We start from the raw sequence: 6,487 nt of genomic DNA on the forward strand, positions 1-6,487 counted from the left end.
TGGAGTCCCCACGGCCGGCCGCCGCCGCCGACAGGTCACCGCGGCTCCCACGTGATCACCCACCTCCTGGCGAGCCGGACGGCGAGGTTGAGCAGGATGCCGAGCGCCGAGAGGATGATCAGCAGCGCGAACACCGCGGGTGTCTCCATCCGGCCCTGAGCCTGAAGGATCAGCACGCCGAGTCCGTGCTGTGCTCCCACGAACTCGGCCACGATCGCACCGATCATCGCGTTCGCGACGGCGAGCTCCAGGCCACTGAAGATCTGCGGCAGCGCCGCGGGGATCAGCAGACGCGTCCGCAGCTGCATCGGGGACGCCCCGTTCACGCGGAACAGGTCGATCTGGTCCCTGTCCACGGAACGCAGCCCGTGGATGGTGTTCACCAGGACGGGGAAGAACGCGAGCAGGACCACGACGACGACTTTGGACGGGAGACCGAAACCGAACCAGATGACGAAGAGCGGGGCGACGGCGACCTTGGGTATCGACTCGATGGCGACGATGTACGGGAAGACGATCCCGTACACTCTCGGCATCTGCGCCAGCGTCACGGCCAGGCCCAGCCCCAGGGCGACGCCGATCAGCAGCCCCAAGCCGACCTCGGTCATGGTGGCCGCCGCGTTCTGGAGGTAGCGCGGCAGCGCGGCGGGGTCGACGAGCGCCGCGAGAACCTCGGTGAGGGGCGGGATGACGTAGCGCGGCGTGTTGAGCAGGCCGGGCAGGAACTGCCAGGCGAGCAGCAGGACCACGAGCAGGGCGATCCCGCCGGTGATCTGGACGCCCCGACCGCTTGGGCGGCGCGGCGGGCTGACGGTGGTGGTGCTCATGCGTGGCTCACCTCAAAGTGACTGCGGATTCGGGACGTGAGCGCGGCGAACTCCGGTTCGCCGAGCAGATCGAGACTGCGCTCGCGGTCGAAGGGGACGATGATCTCCTCGACGATGCGGCCGGGTCGCGGGCTCATGACGATGACGCGTTCGGCGAGGAACACCGCCTCGCTGATCGAGTGGGTGATGAGCACGGCCGTCGTCCCCGTCTCCCGCCAGATGCGGTTGACCTCGACGTTGAGCGTGTCCCTGGTCATGGCGTCCAGCGCACCGAAGGGCTCGTCCATGAGGAGCAGCGACGGGTCGTGCACGAGCGCGCGACAGATGGCGGCTCGCTGCTGCATGCCGCCGCTCAGCTCACCGGGACGCTTGCGCGCGAACTCCGCCAGTCCGGCCATCGCCAGCAGGTCCATCGCTTTCGTCCTGTCGGCCGACGTCGGACGTCGGCGAAGGCTCAGCGGGAGCAGCACGTTCGCCAGGATGTCCTTCCACGGCAGCAGGGTCGCCTTCTGGAAGACCATTCCCACATCGCCGCTCCCCGTGCGGACGGGGTGCCCTCCGAGACTCGCGCTTCCTCCCGTGGGCTCCTCGAGACCGGCCAGGATCTTGAGCATGGTCGTCTTGCCGCAGCCGCTGGGCCCGACGACGGCGACGAACTCGCCCTGGCGGATGGAGAGGTCCACGGCGCTGAGCGCGTGCACGTGGCCCGTGCGGGTCGCGTAGCTCTTCTGCAGGCCGCGCAGTTCCACGAGGGCGCTCACAGCTCGACCCCGTACGCGTCGCAGAGGTTGCCATGCAACACCCTCTCGGCGAGCCACCCCGCCTGCCGCATCGACCAGAGCCCGTCCCTGACGCCGGACTCCAGGACCCGGTCGAGGGCACGCCTGGCCCGAAGCGTCGAGGAGACGTGCAGCTCGGGTGAGCCGGTGTCGGTGCCGTACATCACCCGGTTGGCGGGGAGCAGCTCCAGCCACTCCTCGAGCACCCGCTCCATGACGTGGTGCTGCAGATAGGGCATCCACGAGAAGTCCAGGTGCACGTTCCCGTGCATCTGGGCGAGGGCGGTGAGGTGGGAGCTGTAGGGGAACCCACCATGAATGAGGATGACGGTGAGCGTGTTGAGCGCGGGGTCCCCGATCAGCTCCTCGAGGAGCAGCGGATCGGCCGTGCTGACTCGCAGTCCCGGCTCGGTGTGGCCGAAGCCGGTGTGGATCTGCACGGGCATGTCGTTCGCCACCGCCCACTCCAGCACGAGGAACGCGAGGTGGTCGGCGAGCGCCTTGTGCGCCGCGGGGTCGAGCGGGGCGCCGCGCGACAGCGACGCCCACGCGTCCTCGGCCACGGACCTGCTCGTCCGTTCGAAGCGCAGGGTGCGGACGTAGGCGGACGCGATCTTGAGCCCGACGAACCCCTCGGACCGGCGACGGTCGAGCGACGCCATGACGAAGTCGACGTAGGCGGCCAACGTCCTGGGGAGCGAGGTGTCGGCGATCTGCAGCTGCCGGTCGAGCACGCGGCTGAAGACCCGACGGAATCGCGGAGCATCCGTTCCCCTTCCGGTCCACTCGGGGTGCCCGAACGGGAACAGGTACGGGTCGATGCGGGCGATCGGACGGTACCGCTCGTGCGGCCAGACCGTCGAGTCGATCTCCGGGATGTCCGTCAGAACGCTCGCCGTCCCTGACAGCTGGAGCGCCCTGTCGTACAGCCCGGCGAAGTCCGTCTCCCTGGCCTGCAGGCTGAGCCGGTCCAGGGTGGCCTCGTCGTGGCGGCCATAGAGTGCCTCCGCGCCCTCCCAGAGCGCGCGGTCGTGCACGGTCGTGGCCTGGTAGCGACGGCTCTCGGCGACGAGCGCGGGCACGCCGAGCTCGTCCCCGATCCTCTCCGCCACGTCGCTGTCTCCCGACTCGACGGCGGCCATCCACCGCTGATAGTCGGCGTGGGGGATGCGGCTCTCCACGTGACCGAGCGCGTTCTCCTCCGCGAGCGCGGAGACCGGCTCGAGGCTCTGTCCAGGGCGGACGTAACCGGCATGGGAGTGGTGGTCGATCGCGGGCACTCCGTCGGTGTAGCTCAGGCCGCTCATTCGGCGCTCCACGACTCGGCCTCGTCGACGACGGCGTCGCCGTCGAAGTCGTTGTACCGCTCGACGAGGCTTCCATCGATGTGGGCGGCGAGATCGACGGGGGAGGCGACGATGCCCGCGTCGACGGAGAAGTCCTCCCACGCGGAGACGGCGGCATCGCTGTAGGCGCCCCAGGACGAGGTCCCCTGGGGGTCGTCCGCCGTGAGCAGCTCGACGCGACGTTCCAACGCGACGAGGGTGGTCGCCAGCTGCTCCTCCATGCTCGTACCGGCGACGAGGGTGTCGGGGTACGCCTCGTACATGATGCGCAGTGCCGCCTCCGGGTTCGTCGCCGTGAACAGCGTCGCCTTGGCCATGGCGCGACCGAAGCCCGCGACGACGTCGGGGTTGTCCTCCACGTACGCCGGCGAGGTGAAGTAGGTGGTGGAGAACAGCGACGCCACCTCATCCGTGGTGAAGTAGGTGAGCTCGACGCCCTGCGACTCGAATGCCGCGTACTCGGTGTCCCAGAGCGACAACGCCTGCACCTGGTTCGACTCCAGCGCCTGGAGAGCGGCCGCGCCGGTGCCGACGGCGAGGTTGGTGAAGTCCACGTCCTCGACGAGCCCCGCCTCGGAGAGGATCCCGTTCGAGAGCAGGAGGTTGCTCGTGCCGAGGCTGGCCTGTCCGACGACGCCCCCCTCGAGGTCGCCGATCTCCTGCACCGGCCCGTCGGCCAGGGACGCGATCGAGCCGGTCTGCTGCCGGATGTAGTTGTAGACGAGGGCGACGTCCCCTCCGTTCTCGATGGTCTGCAGCAGCGGCTCGGGCGGGGTGCTGCCGACCTCGAGGCTGCCGCTGTCGACGCCCTGGATGATCGAGGTGGAGTCGGTGGTGAAGACGATCTCCAGGTCGATGCCCTCCTCGGCGAAGTAGCCGAGCTCCTCGGCGACGGCCATGGGCGAGTTGTTGGCGCCCATCTGGGTGGGCAGCCCGAATCGCACCGTGGTCAGCTCGGCGCTGTCATCGTCCTGGGCCGCTGAGCAGCCGGACAGGGCGAGAGCCGTCACGGCGAGTGCTGTCAGGGCGACGACGCCGCGGGTGGGTGTCTTTCTCATGTTCTGTGTTCCTTCTGGTGGGGTGGTGCCGGAAGGCGCAGTGGTTCGTGGCGCGCCGGGGAGAGCTCCACGCCGGGGCGTGGAGCGGTGGAGCGGTGGAGCGGTCTGGGGGGGGCTACTCGGCTCGGGGTCGCTGTCGCCAGCTCGGCATGGACGGAGGCGTGACGACCCAGACGGCCTCGGCCGGAACGTCCCCGATGTTGCGGATCGCGTGCGGCGAGGAGGTGCGGTACTCGATGCTGTCGCCGGGGCCGAGGTCGTGCTGCTCACCGTTCACGGTCAACCGGAGGGTGCCGCGTTGGACGAGGCAGATCTCCTGGGAGTCGCCGTGGGTGTAGTCGTCGGCGCCGGTCCCCTCACCCGGCTGGTAGACGGACACGAGGACCTCGACGTTGCCGATGGGCGCCTGGGTGATCCCGTAGTGCTCGACTCCGCCGTCGGAGAACAGCCGCGGCCTGTCACCGTGGCGGAGCAACCGGCCGTGCCGGGGTGCGGGCCCGAACAGCTCGAGCCACGGGATCCCGAAGGCGTCGGCGATGGCCCTGAGCACACCGAGGCTCGCGTTGGCCTGTCCCTTCTCGATCTGGCTGACGTACCCGGCGCTCACGCCGGCCTTGACCGCCAGATCGCGCATCGACAGTCCCGTGATGCCGCGCAGCTCGCGGACGCGGGCGCCCAGGGCGACGGCATCGGTCTCGGTCTCGGTCAACGGGTCCTCCACTTCAGTAAACACGGTGTTTACTCTGGCTATATCGACTGTAAAGTCCGCGCGGTCGCATCGGGGTTACCACCGCGTTTCATTCATGTAAATCGCTGACGCCCCGTGCGAAGCGACGGCGATGAGCCCCCGAGACCGCCGCGCCACCCACCGTGACCCCGCGTCGCCCCCGATCACGCCGGATGACGCCGGACCACCGTCGATGACGCCCGGTCACGGCGCATGACGGCCGCCGTTGCCCCGCCCGGTCACCGCTCCCTAGCGTGTGGCTACGCCCCGCGGTCCCGGCCCGAGGCGCCGGATGAACCCGCCCGTCCGGGGCAGGGTCTCCGTGACCGGAAGGCACGACAGGTGACAGGCGGAACAATCACAGTGGAGGGCGTGACGGCGCGCTTCGGCCGCGCACCGCGCACCGTGACCGCGCTCGACGACGTCTCGCTCACCGTCGCCTCCGACCAGATCCACGCGATCATCGGACGCTCCGGCGCGGGCAAGTCGACGCTGGTGCGCACCATCAACGGGCTGGCACCGGTGAGCTCGGGGCGGGTGCTCGTCGACGGCGAGGACATCACGGCGGCATCAGCCGCGCAGCTGCGCGCCACCCGCAGGCGCATCGGGATGGTGTTCCAGCACTTCAACCTGTACGACCGCCGCACCGTCGCCGCGAACGTCGCCTTCCCCCTCGAGCTGCAGGGGCTGTCCCGGGCACAGGCCCGCAGCCGAACCGACCGCGTCCTCGAGCTGGTCGGGCTCAGCGACAGGGCCGGGCACTCCCCCGCCCAGCTGTCGGGCGGCCAGAAGCAGCGCGTCGGCATCGCCAGGGCGCTCGTGAGCGAGCCGAACATCCTGCTCTGCGACGAGGCGACGTCGGCGCTGGACTCCGAGACGACCGAGCAGATCCTCGCCCTGCTGGAGGACGTCAGGCGCGAGCTCGGCCTGACCATCGTCCTCATCACCCACGAGCTCGACGTCGTCAAGCGCATCGCCGACGACGCGACGCTGCTCGAGTCCGGCCGCGTCGTCGAGAGCGGCGAGGTGCGCAGCCTGGTCAGGGACGCGGACTCCCGCCTGGGCGCCGCGCTGTTCCCCCACCGTGTCGACGCGGAGCCGCACAACGGCCCGGGATCGCTGACGGCGACCTTCGAGGGCAACCTCTCCGCCCGGCCGTACGTCAGCGCGCTGACCCGCGACTTCGACGTCGACGTGACCGTGGCCTCGGTCAGCTCCGAACGGATCGCGGGGGTCTGGTTCTCCCGCTTCCACCTGATCATCGCCCGGCCCGACGGCTCCCCCGCCCCCCTGCAGCCGATCAGCGCGTGGCTCACCGAGAGGAACGTCCATGTCGACCGCTACTGAGCTCCGCAGCGCCTGGTCCCTCGACGGCTACGACTGGACCAAGACGATCGACAACGTGCTCGCCGCGGCGGGCGAGACGCTGTACACCAGCGCCGTGTCGTTCCTCGTCATCATCGTCGCCGGGCTGGTCGTCGGCATCGTGCTGTACGCGACGAGCCCGCTCGGGGTGGCGCCGACCCCTGCCGTGTACCGCGGCCTCGGCGTCGTGGTGAACACGGTCAGGGCCGTGCCGTTCATCATCCTCGCCGTCGCGATCATCCCGTTCACGAAGGCCCTCGTCGGCACCTACATCGGCCCGACGGCGGCGATCGTCCCGATCGTGGTCTCGTCGATCCCCTTCGTCGCCCGGCTCGTCGAGACCACCCTCCTCGGCGTCGGGCAGGGCAAGATCGAGGCCGCGTCG

Annotated in this window: 6 protein-coding genes and 1 pseudogene; 2 read left to right on the plus strand and 5 right to left on the minus strand. The window is 69.8% G+C overall.

All coding sequences use genetic code 11. The annotated features are described in order from the left end of the window. Positions 1-35: 35 nt before the first annotated feature. From FM119_RS04875 to FM119_RS04895, 5 genes are all read right to left on the minus strand, one after another. On the minus strand, positions 36-827 hold the full coding sequence (locus tag FM119_RS04875; protein WP_087136565.1) for an ABC transporter permease: 792 nt from the start codon (positions 825-827) through the stop codon (positions 36-38). Further along, on the minus strand, positions 824-1,588 hold the full coding sequence (locus FM119_RS04880) for an ABC transporter ATP-binding protein (protein WP_087136566.1): 765 nt from the start codon (positions 1,586-1,588) through the stop codon (positions 824-826). The genes FM119_RS04875 and FM119_RS04880 overlap by 4 nt, the downstream gene beginning before the upstream one ends. Continuing rightward, entirely contained in the window at positions 1,585-2,913 is a 1,329-nt protein-coding gene (locus FM119_RS04885) for an amidohydrolase family protein (RefSeq protein WP_087136567.1), read from the minus strand. Before FM119_RS04885 ends, FM119_RS04880 begins: the two co-directional genes overlap by 4 nt. Continuing rightward, complete coding sequence (locus tag FM119_RS04890) at positions 2,910-4,010, minus strand: ABC transporter substrate-binding protein (RefSeq protein WP_087136568.1); 1,101 nt, start codon at positions 4,008-4,010, stop codon at positions 2,910-2,912. The genes FM119_RS04885 and FM119_RS04890 overlap by 4 nt, the downstream gene beginning before the upstream one ends. Positions 4,011-4,125: 115 nt before the next feature. Beyond that, complete coding sequence (locus FM119_RS04895; RefSeq protein WP_087136569.1) at positions 4,126-4,743, minus strand: helix-turn-helix domain-containing protein; 618 nt, start codon at positions 4,741-4,743, stop codon at positions 4,126-4,128. Between the two features lie 336 nt (positions 4,744-5,079). On the opposite strand from FM119_RS04895, the gene FM119_RS04900 reads away from it, so the two are divergent. Together FM119_RS04900 and FM119_RS04905 are read left to right on the plus strand one after the other, a co-directional pair. Beyond that, complete coding sequence (locus tag FM119_RS04900; protein ID WP_179205205.1) at positions 5,080-6,084, plus strand: methionine ABC transporter ATP-binding protein; 1,005 nt, start codon at positions 5,080-5,082, stop codon at positions 6,082-6,084. Beyond that, positions 6,068-6,487, plus strand: a pseudogene (locus FM119_RS04905) (hypothetical protein); the annotation flags it as partial. The gene FM119_RS04900 and the pseudogene FM119_RS04905, both read left to right, overlap by 17 nt.

The organism is Mycetocola reblochoni REB411, assembly GCF_900163835.1.
Classification (GTDB): Bacteria; Actinomycetota; Actinomycetes; order Actinomycetales; family Microbacteriaceae; genus Mycetocola_B; species Mycetocola_B reblochoni.

Excerpts from the sequence above, each read along its gene's own strand:
- FM119_RS04875 (WP_087136565.1), bottom strand. The coding sequence starts at position 827 with ATGAGCACCACCACCGTCAGCCCGCCGCGCCGCCCAAGCGGTCGGGGC.
- FM119_RS04885 (WP_087136567.1), bottom strand. The coding sequence starts at position 2,913 with ATGAGCGGCCTGAGCTACACCGACGGAGTGCCCGCGATCGACCACCAC.
- FM119_RS04890 (WP_087136568.1), bottom strand. The coding sequence starts at position 4,010 with ATGAGAAAGACACCCACCCGCGGCGTCGTCGCCCTGACAGCACTCGCC.